The following is a 15573-nucleotide window of genomic DNA, read 5'->3' on the forward strand; positions in this document are numbered from 1 at the left end:
ATGAAAAAGCTATTTTTAATACTAACCATTTTAGAATTCTCATTTATTGTTAGTTGTGAAGCCCAAAATAACAATATTGATAGTAGTCAAGCCACTATCAATGGCACTAATGTATTTAAAACTCCAGTTAGTTCTTTGTTGAACGTATTTGGAGAACCAGTTTCTAAAGAAAACTTCTTTTTTGAGATGGAAAATACAATGGGGAAAATTTATTATTACGATAAACTTTGCTTTTATGTAAAAGATGATAAAGTCGAAAGCTTCGTAATAGAAGGTGGTCAATATGATTTTACGTCAGATGACATTAATATAAATGATAAAATTGATTCATTAGAAAATATCTATCCAAAAAGTTATTCTAATAGAAAAAATTATGAAATAATAATACAATTTTCTGATGTGGATTACTTTATATCTTTACATTATTCTAAAGAAAATGTCATTAAAAAAATAGAGTTATATTCTTATTGAGCTATTGAAACGTTTTAAAAAGGTCTTATCATTGGGATAAGACCTTTTTTTATTGACTTTATAATGCCCAAAAAATTGAGACTATCAGTTAAATTGAATTTTTTTTACTTTAAATAATGGAAAAAATGTGAAAATCACGTAAATCTTATAACTATAAATAATAATTTTAAACTAATAATATGAAACTGATATATTTTTTATTAATAACAACTGCTTCAATCTATGCTCAACCAAATGTAAACGTTTTGAGCGAGGATGAATTTGAATCTATACAAATCAACGGACATAGTATAAGTCAAATAAGATCTACCAATGGGAATGAGATACAAATTATAGATCTATTTGGAACATATAATAATTTGAAAGCCACAAACCTAGGTGGAGTGTCTTATGAATATTTTTTCAAGTCTCTAAATAATGGGGAGTTTAAAATAGGATTTTCATCTACAAACTCTTCATCAGGAGAAGTTCCACTGAGTAACTTTGAAATAACAGATAAAGATATTAATCTTTCAATAAAAGGTGTGAATTTTTCTGTAGGAGATAACATCTCTGTTTTGTCGCCATTAAATTTAGAAAAAAATACTGCTGGAAATTATTCTTCCAGAGTAGAAGCTTTTCTAATAGCCCCATGTGAGGGATGTAATAATTTTTTATATATTAAATATAATATTCACGACCAGAGCATATTAGAAGTGGGATATATAGAAATGACTTAGATATTATTTATAACCGATATGGCATAAGCCTTTTCGGTTATTTTACTTTTACTCTATGGTAATTTTTTGAGAGTAGTGTTGAAAGTTAAGATGTCCTAAGTGCCTATGGAAAAACTATTTTGCAATGTATGAGCGACTAAAAGTGGTCTAAAGAAATGAGGGTATTATAATAGATGACAATGGAAACTCTCAAACAAATAACAATTGTAATTAAAAGAAACATGAAAAATATAATTTATTTATCCATAGTATTAATTTTCGTTCAAGCCTGTTTCGCTCAAGAAGGCTATAATAGCTTGAACGATACTGAGTATGCCAATGTAAAATTCCAGGGTGTTTCTTTTGAAGCTATAAAAGCCACCGATGGAGATGTACAAGCAATGAGAGAACTCTTTCCGTCTTCAACTGCAAGTAATCATCCGGATGCTTTTAAAGTAGATGAATTTGGAAGTGAAATAGGTGAACCTCAACGCTATTTTTATTTTAATAGTGGGCTCAAAATATTTTTTGGACTAGAAGGACCGAACGTGCCAGCTGAGATTGGCAGACTAGAATCTCCTGATATCACTGTATTAGGACATCATTTAGAAGTAGGAGATTCTATAGATGTGTTTGGGGATGATATTGAATTTAACCAAAGAAAGAATGGTGGGTATTCAATTAGATTCATTAAAAATAATGGATATTGTTGTCCCATAGTCATAGTCTTTGATAGGTATAATAAAATCACTAAAATCGTGTATTTAATTTATACTTAAATCTATTTTACAACTCAAATTAATCTTACTGGTTACGTAGGCCTCCAGAATTAAGTAATTTCATATCTTAATCTTCATTAAATTTAAAGAGGTATTCTGGGCTAACTAGATGACGTGAAAATCATATTCTATAGTTGTATCGTGATAAAAATTGACAATTAAAACAAAACTCAACATATACGCTTTTATACTTTTATTATTATGCACTACTGAATCTGCATTTGGTCAAGAATGTAACTATGATTCTACAGATATCAATGTAACACTTAATGGATGGGATATTGACAGGACAGATTATACGCACGAAAGATTTATAGAAGTAGCTGGGTTAGAACAAAATTCTCAATTGGATTATGGCGGTGAAAAGGATACCGAAGAGTTTGGATATCCATGGTACTATTACTACTTAGGTAATAATTACATTCATTTTGCAGGAATTACTGAGGACTTTAATTACAATGGTCTTAAACGAATTAATTCTTTCGTCATAAAAGAGAGAGGAGTGTTTCATGTGAATGGTATTCAGGTAGGAGATACAGAGAGTGCTTTAAAACAGGCTTTTAGTGAGGTGAGCTTTTGTACAAAGTCAATTTCTTCTAGAAAGAAAGCACTATTTTTTAGATACGAATACTTTACACTAGGATTTGTTATTTCAACTTATGATCATACCATATTAGAGATAGAATTGTATGCTCCTATATAGTATTTGAAAACAATTGGGTGTATCATAACAGAGAAAGCGAGGTAAAGTCTTTCTCCGTTAACTTATTTTCTTGAATAGTAAATTGATATTAAATGAAAAATATAATAATAACTTTATCAATAATTTTATTAAGCAATTATGTTCAATGTCAAGTAAATTCAAACATCATTTCTAAAGATGAGTTTAATAACATTGAAATCAATAATGTCAAACTTAAGGACATTAAAGCAACCAATGCAGATAAAGACCAACTTGATAATTTATTTACTTATGATCTACAAAGATCGAGTAATATAGATCCAGATGGTGAATTTTATAACTATGATTTTAATGGATTTTCTATTGGTTTTTCTGGTATTATGGGCACCTTTTAATAAGTAGTTTTGAAATTACTAATTCGAATTGGGAAATGACAATTCAAGGCAAAACCATTACGATAGGGAGTCATATAGATGAATTGGGAAACGTTGTTTTAAACAACCAGGTTGACGGTGGAAAAAGTGTTATTTATCAGTACTGTGAGGGTTGTAATAATTTTTTATCTCTGTATTTGGATTCAAAGAATAGGATCACGAAGATAGTTTATGTTGAGATGACTTAATAAAGTAAGATAATACATCAAATTAATCTTACTGGTTACGTAGGCCTCCAGAATTAATTTCATATCTTAATCTTCATTAAATTTAAAGAGGTATTCTGGGCTAATAGATCCAAGGATTGATTTCAATTCATGTTTCAAACCACTTCAAATCCTTCAGATCAACCTTCTCACTCAGGACGTTTTTTAAAGTCAGTTGAAAACACCGAGTTGAATGTCTAAAAACATCAGGTTAAGGTTTACAAAATCAGAATAAATAAAAAACGCTATCCTGCTAAGCAGATTTCTCAAAATCCTGAAGCTTTAATCCCGGGATTATAAAAGAAATTGTTGGATTGTCTTTATCTTTGCGGCTTCAGAAAAAATTACAGACTCATGCAATTATCAGAACAAGAACGCGTAAGGCGGGATAAACTGGCTTCACTTAGGGAAATGGGCATCGATCCGTATCCTGCTGCTCAATTCGATTATACGCATACCTCCAAACAGATAAATGAGAAATTTGAGGAAGGCAAAAAGGTAGTGGTTGCCGGACGTCTGGTCTCCCGAAGAATACAGGGAAAGGCTTCTTTTGCTGAGTTGCAGGATGGGGAAGGACGCATCCAGGTCTACTTCAACAGAGATGAAATCTGTACGGGTGAAGACAAAACCCTTTACAATGAGGTGTATAAGAAACTACTGGATATCGGCGATTTTATCGGGATAGAAGGGGAATTGTTTATGACTCAGGTGGGTGAGAAAACCATCAAGGTGCTGGATTTTCAGCTGCTTAGTAAATCTTTAAAGCCGCTTCCCTTTGCTAAAAAAGACAGAGAGGGTAAAGAATATGATGCCTTTCATGACGCGGAGCAGCGCTACAGACAGCGTTATGCCGACCTGGCCGTGAACCCTACTGTGAGAGAGATTTTCAAAAAACGATCGGCTTTGTTTACAGCGATGCGGGATTTCTTTAATGCTGAAGGCTATATGGAGGTGGAGACACCAATCCTGCAATCCATTCCTGGTGGTGCAGCGGCCCGTCCGTTTATCACCCATCACAATGCGCTGGATATTCCCTTGTATCTGAGAATTGCCAATGAATTGTATCTGAAACGCTTGATTGTCGGAGGCTTTGACGGGGTGTATGAGTTTTCCAAAAACTTCAGGAATGAAGGCATGGACAGAACGCACAATCCCGAGTTTACCGCGATGGAAATCTATGTGTCTTACAAGGATTACAACTGGATGATGGAGTTTACCGAGAACCTGCTGGAGCATTGTGCCCTGCAGGTGAATGGAACTACCAAAGCTACCTTTAAAGAGCATCACGTGGACTTTAAAGCGCCCTACAGGCGTGTGACCATGACCGATGCCATTATAGAATATACCGGGTTTGATATTACGGGTAAGTCTGAAGATGAATTGAGAAAGGCGGCTTTGGAGATGGGCTTGGACGTGGATGAAACCATGGGTAAAGGCAAGCTCATCGATGAGATTTTTGGTGAGAAATGCGAAGGCAATTTTATAGCGCCTACATTTATCATCGATTACCCCAAGGAAATGAGTCCGTTGTGCAAAGAGCATAGAGATAATCCGGATTTGACCGAGCGTTTTGAACTGATGGTCTGTGGTAAGGAAATCGCCAATGCCTATTCAGAGTTAAACGATCCTATAGAACAGCGTGCGCGTTTCGAAGATCAGTTGAAGCTGGCCAAAAAAGGCGACGATGAAGCCACGGAGTTTATCGATTATGATTTCCTCAGGGCTCTGGAATACGGCATGCCTCCAACCTCTGGTTTAGGGATTGGTATGGACCGATTGATTATGTTCCTGACGGATAATCCGTCAATTCAGGAAGTCCTGTTCTTCCCGCAAATGCGACCAGAGAAGAAAAAAGTGGAGCTGACTGAAGAAGAAAAAGCAGTTCTGGAACTCTTGAAACAAGAATCTCCTCAGGAACTGGAAAGCCTTAAAGCCAAATCTGAGTTGAGTAACAAAAAATGGGACAAGGCTATAAAAGGGCTTAGAAGTAAAGATCAGGCTACTGTTGATAAAACAGATGAAGGATTGTTTGTTAGGTTGTTGTAAAAAATTGCTTGAAAACTTAATGTTTGGTACGAGCGAGACGTCTGACTTTGCTAGCAACGCAAGCAGGCTTGCACCAGCGGCGAGTTTAATATAATTCTGCGATGTAGTTTGTCATTCTGACAGAGAAGCTTTCTTCTGCTTCGATGAGTAATCTTTTCCAATTCGAGGCTATGAGTAATCTTATGTTTTTAGATAATGTAAGATTCTTCATTCCATTGCATTTCATTCAGAATGACAAGGGTTGTGGTTTTATTCTATATGAGGAGACTTCCGACTGTCGGACGAGACAGAGAATCTAATCCAGTCCTTTACAATAAATCAATCCTATTAAACTGGTAATCACTAAACGTCTTCAGGGTTTTCTCTAAAGCATGTTTCATGTTGGTTTCCGCTTTTAGGCTGTCGTGAAAGACGATGATGCTGCCGGGTTTTGCTTTGGTTTGAATTCTCTCAAAACACGCTTCTTTAGAAATCCTAGCATCATAATCCTTACTGATGATGCTCCACATAATGATGTGCTGATGGTCTTTCAAAACGGCTCTGGCCTGGGCTGAGGTACATTTTCCATAGGGTGGCCGGAAGAGATTGGATTCCACTGAATTCAACTCTATCACATCCTGACAACGCCTGACGTCTTTCAAATAATCCTTTAATGAACTCTTCCACCCACTGCTGTGATAAAAGGTGTGATTTCCTACAGCATGGCCTTCAGCCAGGATCTGTTTAAAAAGCCGTGGATGTTTCCTGATGTTATCTCCAATGCAGAAAAAGGTGGCTTTGGCCTTGTGTTTTTTTAGCGTTTCCAAAACCCAGGGGGTTACCTCGGGGATTGGTCCGTCATCAAACGTGAGGAACATCTCTTTTTCCTGAGTAGGGATGCTCCACACGCGTTTTGGAAATAGGGGTTTCAGAAAGTCAGTGGAGTTCACATCTATCTATTCATTAGGGATTTGATCCGGCGATAATAAACTACCACTGCCGCTATCTTTTTCAATCTCTTCTACGTCTTCCTGATTGAGTTCATCTAATAGGTTCTGATCCACATCTTCAGCTTCAGAATCCTGATAAAAATAGCTGAATTTCTCCAGGTAGGAGTTGAATTCAGCGGCTTTTTCTTTTACCATTTCATCGTCCTGCTGAATGATGAGGATATCGACTAAACTTCTGTATTTCTCGATTTCAGTAAAAATATCCTCGGCATTTTCAACCTGATTTTCATAGGTCATCCCGGCATAATAATCCAGCCATTCCTGATAGTTGGTCGCGAGTTGCTCCCATACTTCCCTGGCTTTCTCTGGTTTGTCAATCATATAATAACCGGTCACAAAAGGTTCAACCAACTGGTAATACTGGTAATGTTCTACCGGAATATGTTTCATACCCAGGTCAAGAATGTCTTCAGCTTTATCAAACTTTCCTTTTTCAATCAGTTTTTCGACCAGTCGGGCAAGGTTGCTTCTGTAGGTTATGGCATTTTTTCGGGTTTCAGGATCGTGATAAATGTCGTCGCTACCGCTGTTTCCCCACTCCCAGTCCATAACGATATTGTACATTTTATCTTCGTCTATACGGCCCATATCAAATGGATTTTGTGGATTGACCGGAGTTTTGATAGGTACAAGTTTATAGGTCACGCCTTCCAGCTGAAGATAATCTTTCATCCAGAGGTAGTCCTCATCTCTAAAGCTTCCGCCTGTAAAGTAGATTGGTCTTTCCCAGTCGTTATTGGCAAGTAAATCCAGCATCATCAAATTGGGCTTGTAGATCAGATTATCTTCCAGGTTAATATCGATGTAAGGGACAATTAAGTCTGCGTCTTTAGGTTTTACTATACCTGACTTCAATACCTGTTCCTTGTCAACCGGCACTCTGATGTTTTTGGTTGGAAAGGTGTTGATGACCTGTCCACTTTGCAATTCTGCTTTTGTGGTTTCGTTATCACTTTTGATGTATTGTATAAACTGGTCTATCACAAGTGTGTCACTCACTCTGGGATCTTCCTGGTACCAAACGGCATCGTTTGTCCCGTATTTATAGTCATCATGTTTTAACGTGGTCTTAATAGGTTCGCTTTCATAGGCTTTTCTTCTCATCTGGTCTATATACCAGTCTGTAGCAAAAAGGCTGGTATTTATAGTCCTCACATCGGTTCTATAGCCTTCAATTTCCTGAGCATACCACAGCGCAAAGGTGTCATTGTCACCAATGGTAAAGAGTATGGCGTCTTGGTCTACAGAGTCCAAATACTTTTTGGCCATAGACAAGGTTGTATATTTTCCTGAGCGATCGTGATCATCCCAGTTTTCCGAAGCCATCAAAACCGGTACGGCAAACAAGCAAACTACCCCCACAAGAGGCACTGCCAGTTTCGGCGTGATCCATGTCTTCAGATAATGGAACAAAGCGTAAACACCCATTCCTATCCAGATGGCGAACACATAAAAGGATCCCACAAGCGCATAGTCCCGCTCTCTGGGTTCAAAAGGGCGTTCATTGAGGTAAATTTTCAGTGCTATTCCTGTGAACAGGAAAAATACGGTAAGCACCCAAAAGCGTTTGACATCTTTGGACGCATGAAACAATAAACCGATAAGCCCTAAGATGAGTGGCAGGAAATAATAGGTATTTCGTGCTTTGTTTTCAGCTAAGTCTGAAGGTAAATTATCCTGGCTTCCCAGTCTTTTTTCGTCAATAAAATCGATGCCGCTTAACCAGTTCCCTTCTAAATTCGTGTATTTGCCTTGATTGTCGTTTTGTCGTCCTGCGAAATTCCACATAAAATACCTCCAGTACATATACCCCATCTGAAACTCGAGAAGGTAATTGAGGTTGGAGGCTGCAGAGGGTTTTTGCACATCCAGGTACTGATTAAAACGCTTTAAAAAGCTGATGTAGCCTTCTGAAGAAACTTCTCCTTCTCTAAAGTCTTCTCTAAAGGTATTGACGATAGCAGTTAATTCCTCTTCGCCTCTGTATTCAGGTTTGATTGAAAACTCCAAGGGGCCGGTAAACATCATGTAATTCGAGGCATGCTGTGTACTCCACATTCTCGGTAAGAATGTTTTTTGTTTAGCGTCAGAATTTTGCTTGGCATTTTTGTAATCGTTGATGATCACATATTCCCCTTTTTCCTCATCTTTTTCGTAGATAGGGTCGTCGTCCAGGTAAGGATTGTCAGGATCAAGGCCTGCGAAGATCTCGGTAAACTGAGGTCCGTAAAACAGATGCGTTTCCGGGTACTGGTCCCGATTATAATAGGCGAGGAGTTGCTGAGCACTGCTGGGATCGTTTTCATTGATGACTGTACCTGCGTTGGCTCTTACAGGAAGCATAATCCAGCTTGAAAAACCTATAAACACAAATAAAATACATAGCAATACTGTATTCATGTGAATATAATTTTTACGTCTTGTGTACTTTAAACCAAAATAAAATACAGCAATCACAAGCAATCCGGCTATGATGGTTCCGGAGTTGAAGGGTAATCCTATGCTGTTGACGAAAAACACCTCCATCTTGGCGAAAAAGGTGAGCGAGTAGGGTAGAAGGAGTTTGAAGATAAACAGTAAGATACCGATCACAACTAAGTTGGCAACTATAAAATTCTTGACCGTGATCGTTTTGTAATTCTTGAAGTAATATAAAAAACCGATGGCTGGAATGGTAAGTAATCCCATGAAGTGCACGCCAAAAGACAGGCCGATAATCAGGCAAATTAAGATCAGCCAGCGATTCCCTCTGGGTTTATGCATATCTCTTTCCCAAAGCAATCCCACATAAAACATGGCGGCCATTAAGCAGGCGGCCATCGCATACACTTCAGCTTCTACAGCACTAAACCAGAAGCTATCGGTAAAGGTAAAAGTAAGTGCACCAATCAAACTACTGGCTAAAATAGCCATGTCTGAAGCCTGAGATTTAACTTCAATGTTTTTTGTAAGTTTTTTCAATAGCAGAGTGATAGACCAAAACATGAACAAAATGGCAAACGCACTCGCCACACCAGACATGAGGTTAATCATAAAGGCTATCTGACTATCGTCGGAGGCAAACATAGAGAAGAAAGCCCCAAAGATTTGATAAAAAGGAGCGCCCGGTGGATGCCCCACCTGTAGTTTTGCTGAAGTAGCAATATATTCACCAGCATCCCAAAAACTAGCGGTAGGCTCTGCTGTGAGATAATACGTAATGAATGCTACTAAAAAGGCAAACCAACCTAATAGTTTGTTCCAAAGTGAGAAGGCGTGCTTTGTCATTGAAATTAAAATTTTGGACGAAAATAAACAATTAAGAAATCTTATAAACGCTTGATTTTGATTATTATTTGCGACTTGAAATATGGTTTTAAGTCAAACTTATTTTTTTGAAGAATAATTTTAAAAAAGGGCTTGGTCATATAAAAGTAAGTTTTATATTTGCACTCCAATAATTATTGGCCTATGGTGTAACTGGCAACACATCTGGTTTTGGTCCAGAAGAGTCTAGGTTCGAGCCCTAGTAGGCCAACTTTATTCGAAAACCGATTTCTTAAATGAAGTCGGTTTTTTTGTTTTATAACAAATGCCATTGTTATTAAACTCAAGTACTTTCGGAACTCCTGTTGCTTTTAAATAAAGCTACACGAGACGCAATAGGCTAATTTTTTTTAAATTTTCTTCCAAGATTGTTTACAAAAAATGTTCAACTTTTGGTTTGATGTGAAAACTACCATTTCTTCTGGTCGATACCTTTACGGTTTAGATTTGGGGGTAAGGTTTGTCTAATTAAATTCAGGCTTCAAATGAATTCAGCAGTTTTAAACTTACACAGGCTTTTGCTTTATTTCTGGAACGGGATGCATTATAAAATTGAACCCCTTTTAGGTTAGAAACCGGTTTCTACCCCGGTTTATTTATGGATTACTTTTTGTGAATTGAAAGACTATAGGCAAATGATCGCTCACTGCCTGCATTTTCTCATCTTCTAATAACTCAGGTACTCGAGCTGTTTCCGGTATATATTCGTCTTGCATATTCCCGTTAAAGAGTATATAGTCCAGTCTTCGGGAAGGCTTATCTGAAGGATGGGTGAGGATGTTTTCAGGAAGGGGGTCAAAGAAGGTATTGCCTTCGGTATTCCCTTGTTTGAGCGTTTCAATTTCTTGACTTCCCAGAGTGCTGTTCAAATCTCCGGCAATCAACAGGTCTTGTGAAGCATTCCTGTCCAAAAAGCGTGAAAACTGGTCTTTTAGGAAATTGATTTGTCCCAGTCTCATGGATGCGTTGCGTTCACCGCGTCCGGCTTTAAGGTGAAGACCTGTCAGTATAAAGTCATAATTTTTGGATGGAAAAACCTCAATCGACCACATTCGTGTGTTCAAATTGTTTTGTGTTTCGGAGAGTCCTTCATCATTGGTATAATCAACTACCGGCGTGGTCACGTTACCATAGGCGTAAAGGATGCCTAGGGGGAATTTACTCATCAACACGACATTCATATACCAGCCATCACTGGGAGCACTAGCGAAAAATTCATATCCCATTCCACTCAGTTGCTCCTCGGCGATTTCTTTCAAAAACTTTGTACTTTCAAACTCCTGTAGCACGACAATATCAGCATCAGCATTTTTTAGGGCTTCGGCCAAATATGCTACCTTATTTTCCAGTTCAGGAGTTGGATTGTTTTCACGTGACGCATCCATATAGGGATCGTCGTAAGCATCTACAAAATGCTCCACGTTCCAGGATAAGACTTTGAAAGTTTCATCCTCTGGATACTGATAATCTGCCGGCACAACCTGAGAATCCGCTTTAGAATCAGTCCTGCTGATATCCTGGGAAGACTTACAGCTGTATAAGAGCGCTATGCAACACAGGCATACCAAAAATTTAAGTTTTGGAGTACAGTTAAGTGGTGTTCTGTTGTTACTGAAGCTTGAATTCATTGAGTTGTTATTTTAAAACGAAGATATAGAAGTCAAACCTTGTACGCTGTCTGTTTTTAGGTTTTCTGCTTTTACTTAACCTAATCTTAAACCTGAATCCATCTTCAAATTTTCAAGGGTAATTATAAATGAAACGTTGACATAAAACTGCTTTAGAAAACCAGTTCAGACGTTTTAAAGCAAGGGTTTTCTAAAAAACAAAAAAGCTCCACAAGACATTGTGGAGCTTTTAAATCGCATAAAAAATAATCTATTTCAATTTCTTTTTCACTTCCACTTCCTGGAATGCTTCTAAGATATCTCCTTCCTGTATGTCGTTGTAGTTTTTCAACTGCATACCACAGTCATATCCTTTGGAAACTTCTTTCACGTCGTCTTTGAAACGTTTTAGGGAAGTCAGTGTTCCTGTATGAATAACGATACCATCTCGGATCAGTCTGATTCCAGAGTTTCTGTAAATTTTACCTGTCAATACCATACAACCGGCGATAGTTCCAATTTTTGAAATTTTGAACGTCTCTCTGATTTCTGCCGTACCTGTAATCTCTTCTCTTAATTCCGGAGAGAGCATGCCTTCCATTGCGTCTTTGATGTCGTTGATGGCATCGTAGATGATAGAGTACATTCTGATATCTATTTCTTCGTTATCGGCTAGCGTTCTTGCATTTCCTGCAGGTCTTACGTTAAATCCGATAATGACAGCTTCAGAAGCTGAGGCCAGAAGTACATCACTTTCTGTGATGGCACCCACACCTCTATGTATAATATTCACCTGAATTTCTTCGGTAGAAAGTTTCTGTAAACTGTCGGTTAAGGCTTCTACAGAACCATCCACATCAGCTTTCAGGATAATGTTCAATTCTTTAAAGTCTCCCAGAGCAATACGTCTACCAATTTCATCAAGCGTGATATGCTTTTGAGTTCGTACACTTTGTTCTCTTTGAAGTTGATTTCTCTTGGAAGCTATATCTTTTGCTTCACGCTCGTCCTGCATCACCTGGAAGGTATCACCAGCCTGAGGAGCGCCATCAAGACCAAGTATAGAAACCGGGGTCGAAGGACCTGCTTCTTTTACTTTGTTGCCTCGCTCATCCTGCATGGCTTTTATCTTACCACTAGTAGTTCCTGCCAGGACATAATCTCCAATTCTTAAAGTCCCTGTTTGTACCAAAATGGTAGAAACATAACCTCTGCCTTTATCTAAAAAGGCTTCTACCACACTTCCTTTTGCAAGTCGGTCCGGATTTGCTTTAAGATCGAGTAATTCTGCTTCCAGCAATACTTTTTCTAACAATTCAGGGATACCTGTTCCCAGTTTTGCTGAAATTTCCTGAGACTGAACTTTACCGCCCCAGTCTTCAACCAGAAGATTCATATTGGCTAAAGATTCTTTGATTTTATCTACGTTTGCCGTAGGTAAATCTACCTTATTCAAGGCAAAAACAATGGGGACTCCTGCGGCCTGCGCATGGGAAATCGCCTCTTTAGTTTGTGGCATCACATCATCGTCTGCCGCAATCACAATAATCGCAATATCGGTAACCTGTGCTCCTCTTGCTCGCATCGCCGTAAAGGCTTCGTGACCAGGGGTATCCAGGAAGGAGATGGTTTCACCTGTTCCTATTTTTACGCTGTAAGCACCGATGTGCTGTGTGATTCCACCAGATTCACCGGCGATCACGTTTTCTTCTCGTATGTAATCCAGCAAAGAGGTTTTACCATGATCTACGTGTCCCATAACGGTAACGATCGGAGCTCTTGGTTTTAGATCTTCAGGATTTTCTTCGACAATTTGCGAAGTGTCTTCAACTTCTGCACTGACGAATTCCACATCAAAACCGAATTCTTCTGCAACCACACTTAAGGTTTCTGCATCCAAACGCTGGTTCATCGTCACCATCATGCCAAGCGACATACAGGCTGATATAATTTTAGTCACAGGCACATCCATCATGGTGGCAATTTCATTGACACTGACAAATTCTGTAACCTTAAGGACTTTGCTTTCTTTTTCTTGCTGATCGAGATCGTCCTGAGAACGCTGTTTATGCTGGTCTCTTTTGTCTCGTCTATATTTTGCGCCTTTCTTACCAGAAGATCTGCCTTGAAGTTTCTCTAAGGTTTCTCTTACTTGTTTTTGGACTTCTTCAGGAGTTGGCTCTTCTTTTGGAGCGGCTTTAGCCCCTCTTCTGGAAGAAGGTTTTGCAGCACCTTTCTTGAAGCCGGGTTTGCTCGCCCCCGGAGAGGTATTGGTTTTAGAAATACGTTTGCGTTTTCTTCGTTTGGAAGCCGCTTCTTTTTCTTTCTCTTTTTCCTTTTCTTTCTTGGTTGGCGTTTTTTTGAACTGATTTAAATCAATCTTTTCACCGGTGAAATTTGGACCAGAAAGTTTAGTGTACTGCGTCTGGTGTTTAGCTTCCTCAGCAGCTTTTTCCTCTTCTTTCTCGGTCTTAGGTTTTTCTTCAGTCGTTTTAGAAGTATCTTTAGAGGTTGTTGGTGCAACAGGTTTAAAAGACTTTTCAGGTTCTTCCGATGCTTTTTTGCTTGTGGATTTATCTTTCCTCGCATCTTCAAGTTCAATTTTCCCCACTTGCTTTAAGCCGGAAATCTTGGTCTTAGACCTGATAGTTTCTTCTTGCTGCTGGGCAGCTTTCTTAGATTCTTCAGCCTTAGCTCTATCTTCTTCTTCCTGAGCCTTGGCTTTGGCAGCTTCCTGAGCCTTTTTCTTGTTTTCTTCTGCTTCTCGCTCTCTTCTGGCTTCGTCTTCTTTTTTCTTGTCAAGTTCCTGCTCCCTGGCAAGACGCAACTCCTCTTTCTCCTTTTTGCGTTCTTCACTGACTTCTTTGGAAGCTACTTTCTTGCTTTTATCAGTTTCAAATTTATCTGATAAAACCTCGTAAACTTCCGAAGAAATTTTAGTTGTAGGTCTTGCTTCAATTTCGTAGCCTTGAGTATTCAAGTATTCCACAGCACGATCCAGTGAAATATTAAATTCTCTCAGTACTTTATTTAATCTTGTTTGTTTTGATTCAGCCATAAATTGCCTCTAATATTACCTCTTATATAATGTTACAAAGATGAGTTTAAATAATCTATTCTTCAAACTCTTCTTTTAAAATTTTGATCACGTTCTGAACCGTTTCTTCTTCTAAATCAGTTCTTCTCACGAGATCGCTTACGTCTAATTCTAAAATACTTTTTGCAGTATCCAATCCTATTCTGCTAAATTCCTTGATGACCCAGTCTTCGATCTCATCTTTGAATTCTGTTAATTCTACATCTTCCTCCTCAATACCGTCTCTAAAGACTTCAATGTTGTAACCCGTCAGCTGACCGGCTAATCTTATGTTATGTCCTCCGCGTCCAATGGCTTTAGAAACCTCTTCAGGTTTTAACGTGACCTCAGCATATTTCTTTTCTTCGTCCAGCTTGATATTCACGATTTTTGCCGGGCTTAACGCACGCTGTATGTAGAGTTGTGGATTGTTCGTATAGTTGATGACATCTATATTTTCATTGCCCAATTCTCTAACGATGCTATGAATACGCGACCCTTTCATGCCTACACAGGCACCTACAGGATCTATCCTGTCATCGTAAGTGTCAACAGCTACTTTAGCTTTTTCGCCTGGAATTCTCACGGCGTTTTTAACCGTGATCAACCCGTCAAAAACCTCTGGTATTTCCTGTTCGAATAGTTTCTCTAAGAAAACTGATGATGTTCTCGAAAGAATGATGACAGGCTTGTTGCCTTTCAATTCCACCTTTTCGATTACACCCCTCACACTGTCTCCCTTTCTGTAGAAGTCTGCAGGAATTTGATGCTCTTTAGGAATAATCAGTTCATTACCATCATCGTCCAGCAAAATCACCACATTGTGTCTGACGTGATGAACTTCGGCGGTATATATTTCTCCGATTAAATCCTGGAAATATTTAAAGGTGTTGGTGCTGTCGTGTTCGTGAATTTTTGAAATTAAATTCTGTCTTAAAGCCAAAATCGCTCTACGACCCAACTGAAAAAGTTTAACTTCTTCAGATACATCTTCACCGACTTCAAAATCGGGTTCGATTTTTCTGGCGTCTGAAAGTGAGATTTCTTTATTTTCATCCTCAACTTCACCGTCGTTTACAACAATTCTGTTCCTCCAGATTTCTAGATCCCCCTTGTCCGGGTTGATGATGATGTCAAAATTGTCGTCCTGTCCAAATTTTTTCTTCAAAGCGTTTCTGAAAACGTCTTCAAGAATAGCCATTAAAGTTACTCGATCAATTAATTTGTCGTCTTTAAATTCTGAAAATGAGTTGATCAAATCGATATTTTCCATAATATC

12 protein-coding genes and 1 tRNA gene are annotated in these 15573 nt (G+C 38.4%); 7 read left to right on the plus strand and 6 right to left on the minus strand.

Annotated elements, in window-relative coordinates; genetic code table 11:
• From G3567_RS11975 to lysS, 6 genes are all read left to right on the plus strand, one after another.
• Positions 1 to 471 (plus strand): hypothetical protein, encoded by a 471-nt coding sequence (locus G3567_RS11975; protein ID WP_164005558.1) that lies wholly within the window; start codon positions 1 to 3, stop codon positions 469 to 471.
• A 179-nt stretch (positions 472 to 650) separates the two neighbouring features.
• Positions 651 to 1190: a hypothetical protein gene (locus tag G3567_RS11980; RefSeq protein WP_164005559.1), complete on the plus strand. Its 540-nt coding sequence runs from the start codon at positions 651 to 653 to the stop codon at positions 1188 to 1190.
• A gap of 179 nt (positions 1191 to 1369) precedes the next feature.
• Positions 1370 to 1948, plus strand: coding sequence for a hypothetical protein (locus tag G3567_RS11985; protein ID WP_164005560.1), 579 nt, complete (start codon positions 1370 to 1372; stop codon positions 1946 to 1948).
• A gap of 151 nt (positions 1949 to 2099) precedes the next feature.
• A complete protein-coding gene (locus G3567_RS11990) occupies positions 2100 to 2651 on the plus strand; it encodes a hypothetical protein (protein WP_164005561.1) in 552 nt (183 codons plus the stop codon).
• A 92-nt stretch (positions 2652 to 2743) separates the two neighbouring features.
• Complete coding sequence (locus G3567_RS11995) at positions 2744 to 3025, plus strand: hypothetical protein (protein WP_164005562.1); 282 nt, start codon at positions 2744 to 2746, stop codon at positions 3023 to 3025.
• A gap of 599 nt (positions 3026 to 3624) precedes the next feature.
• On the plus strand, positions 3625 to 5316 hold the full coding sequence (gene lysS / locus G3567_RS12000) for a lysine--tRNA ligase (RefSeq protein WP_164005563.1): 1692 nt from the start codon (positions 3625 to 3627) through the stop codon (positions 5314 to 5316).
• Positions 5317 to 5401: 85 nt separating this feature from the next.
• Here the strand turns inward: lysS and G3567_RS13575 are convergent, their stop codons facing one another.
• From G3567_RS13575 to G3567_RS12010, 3 genes are all read right to left on the minus strand, one after another.
• Positions 5402 to 5527 carry a hypothetical protein gene (locus G3567_RS13575; RefSeq protein ID WP_262887124.1) on the minus strand — a complete coding sequence of 42 codons (126 nt, stop codon included), beginning with the start codon at positions 5525 to 5527 and terminating at the stop codon, positions 5402 to 5404.
• Between the two features lie 97 nt (positions 5528 to 5624).
• The gene (locus G3567_RS12005; protein ID WP_317164180.1) at positions 5625 to 6245 is read right to left on the minus strand and encodes a polysaccharide deacetylase family protein; all 621 of its coding nucleotides are present in this window, start codon (positions 6243 to 6245) and stop codon (positions 5625 to 5627) included.
• Positions 6246 to 6251: 6 nt separating this feature from the next.
• On the minus strand, positions 6252 to 9572 hold the full coding sequence (locus G3567_RS12010) for a glycosyltransferase family 117 protein (RefSeq protein ID WP_164005564.1): 3321 nt from the start codon (positions 9570 to 9572) through the stop codon (positions 6252 to 6254).
• Positions 9573 to 9749: 177 nt separating this feature from the next.
• Here G3567_RS12010 and G3567_RS12015 point away from each other — a divergent pair.
• Positions 9750 to 9822: transfer RNA gene (locus G3567_RS12015), tRNA-Gln, on the plus strand.
• A 385-nt stretch (positions 9823 to 10207) separates the two neighbouring features.
• On the opposite strand, the gene G3567_RS12020 is transcribed toward G3567_RS12015, so the two are convergent.
• From G3567_RS12020 to nusA, 3 genes are all read right to left on the minus strand, one after another.
• Entirely contained in the window at positions 10208 to 11239 is a 1032-nt protein-coding gene (locus G3567_RS12020) for an endonuclease/exonuclease/phosphatase family protein (protein ID WP_164005565.1), read from the minus strand.
• Between the two features lie 250 nt (positions 11240 to 11489).
• Entirely contained in the window at positions 11490 to 14276 is a 2787-nt protein-coding gene (gene infB / locus G3567_RS12025; protein ID WP_164005566.1) for a translation initiation factor IF-2, read from the minus strand.
• 55 nt (positions 14277 to 14331) lie between these two features.
• Positions 14332 to 15567, minus strand: a complete 1236-nt coding sequence (gene nusA / locus G3567_RS12030) for a transcription termination factor NusA (protein ID WP_164005567.1) — start codon at positions 15565 to 15567, stop codon at positions 14332 to 14334.
• Between the last annotated feature and the right edge of the window lie 6 nt (positions 15568 to 15573).

The organism is Psychroflexus aurantiacus (assembly GCF_010820555.1).
Lineage (GTDB): Bacteria > Bacteroidota > Bacteroidia > Flavobacteriales > Flavobacteriaceae > Psychroflexus > Psychroflexus aurantiacus.